The 1,658-nt window shown below is 64.0% G+C and carries 2 protein-coding genes and 2 pseudogenes; 1 reads left to right on the forward strand and 3 read right to left on the reverse strand.

The genetic code is table 11. From position 1 onward, the window contains the following. Nucleotides 1-113: pseudogene (locus tag MHY29_RS12005) on the forward strand (IS5/IS1182 family transposase); the annotation flags it as partial. Nucleotides 114-154: 41 nt separating this feature from the next. On the opposite strand, the gene MHY29_RS12010 reads toward MHY29_RS12005, so the two are convergent. The 3 genes and pseudogenes from MHY29_RS12010 to MHY29_RS12020 form a co-directional block, all read right to left on the reverse strand. After that, a complete protein-coding gene (locus tag MHY29_RS12010) occupies nucleotides 155-622 on the reverse strand; it encodes a hypothetical protein (RefSeq protein WP_224355388.1) in 468 nt (155 codons plus the stop codon). Nucleotides 623-1,104: 482 nt separating this feature from the next. After that, complete coding sequence (locus MHY29_RS12015) at nucleotides 1,105-1,506, reverse strand: hypothetical protein (protein ID WP_239241538.1); 402 nt, start codon at nucleotides 1,504-1,506, stop codon at nucleotides 1,105-1,107. Between the two features lie 31 nt (nucleotides 1,507-1,537). After that, nucleotides 1,538-1,658: pseudogene (locus MHY29_RS12020) on the reverse strand (IS5/IS1182 family transposase); the annotation flags it as partial.

Raw genomic sequence — 1,658 nt, forward strand, 5'->3', positions numbered from 1 at the left:
AGCAGTGGCGGGGTCTGGCGACCCGGTATGACAAGTACGCGATCATCTACAGGGCCGCTGTGGTCCTGAATGCTGTGCTCGCATGGTCAAAACGATTGTCAGACATGCCCTAGGTGTACTGACCGGGGACGTTGATCGACCCGATCGAGTTCGGCTAGTCGTCTGCGTGCAGAAGGTCGTAGAGGTTCGCGTAGTCGGTATCAGAAAGCTTGTCGTTCCAGTGGGCTGCTGCGACCTCCCCGAACTCACCGGGCTGGGTCACGGTGTAGGCCGGGTCATCGGTGGGTGCGGGGTCGATGTAGGGGTAGCTGGCGAGGTAGGCGAGCACTTCGTCACGGGGCAGAAGGCCCGCCGCGTAGAGGTCGATGACTTCGGCCGGCCACAGAGGATGTGTGGCGGGCCTGTCGGCCAGGCTCGTGCGGGCACGGGTGAGGTACTCGCTGATGCTCGACTGGGCTCGGCCGAGCGCACCGGCAAGCTGCTGCTGGGTTACTCCCACCTCGGCAGCCTTGACGAGCTGCACACGGCGGAGCACGGCAAGGGCGACGGTGGTGCCCTGGAGCTGTGCAAGTTGCTGGGTGGCCTCGTCAGGGGTGGTCGGGGGGATCAGGGTCAGGGTCATGGAGCACCTCTTTCGTCCGCTCACAGAATATCGGGTACCCGATAAAGAGGAGGAGGGGTGCACATCGAACCGCGCCTGGACCTTGATGAAGACTCTGGGGTAGCCGATCACATCGTGGCGGGGTAGCTACTGACTGGTCATGTCCGGTTCCTGTCCTGGGGCTCTGCGGGCCGTTCGGGCTTGTTGTGCTCGGATTCTGCCTGGTCGGGGTTAGGGACCGGGGAGAGGGCTCGGGGACTGGTGGAGCACCCTGCCCGAACCTGCCAGCCTGTAGGAGCGGGGGGCGGCGCGGCGTGCCTCCGGTCCCCTGATAGGCCTAAAAGGGCGGATCGTGGTGGGGACTAGAGGCTCCGGTGACGCTGGGGTGATGGTTCAGCCCGCAGTGTGCGTATGGGTATACCAGGGTAGACAGAGCGCATGGCGACTCGGGGGTGGTGGGTACGCAGCGACCACATCAGCGGATGGGGACGATCGGCCCCGCCTCAGTCGTCCTCACCGTGCAGATAAACGCGCAACACGCTCACGAATCGCTTGTGGATCTCTAGGACGTCCCGGCCACGCCCATCAACGCCCGATTCCCATGCCTCGAGAACATCCACGAGCTCCGCAGCGGCGTCGTTCACAGGACGCGGGGCGAACAGCCGCAGCTCCCACGCGATCCGCGCCAACTCAGCGGTTTCACCCCATTCCTCGTTGTCACCGGGCACAGCGGCATGCTCGTGGACGTAGTCGAGCAGGTACTGCTCAACACGGTCGGCCTCACGCAGGAACTCAGCACCGACCCTGGCCACATGTTCCTTCCTCTCGGCTTGTCGAGCGCGATCATCCGCCAGCTTGCCCGTCAGGAACGTTGCCCCTCCCGCGATCAAAGCGCCCAGCACCACGCCTCCGAGTCCAATCCACGCGTCCATGAGGCTAGGGCATGTCTGACAATCGTTTTGACCATGCGAGCACAGCATTCAGGACCACAGCGGCCCTGTAGATGATCGCGTACTTGTCATACCGGGTCGCCAGACCCCGCCACTGCTTCAGGTGA

It is taken from the genome of Micrococcus sp. ACRRV (assembly GCF_022346985.1).
Lineage (GTDB): Bacteria > Actinomycetota > Actinomycetes > Actinomycetales > Micrococcaceae > Micrococcus > Micrococcus porci.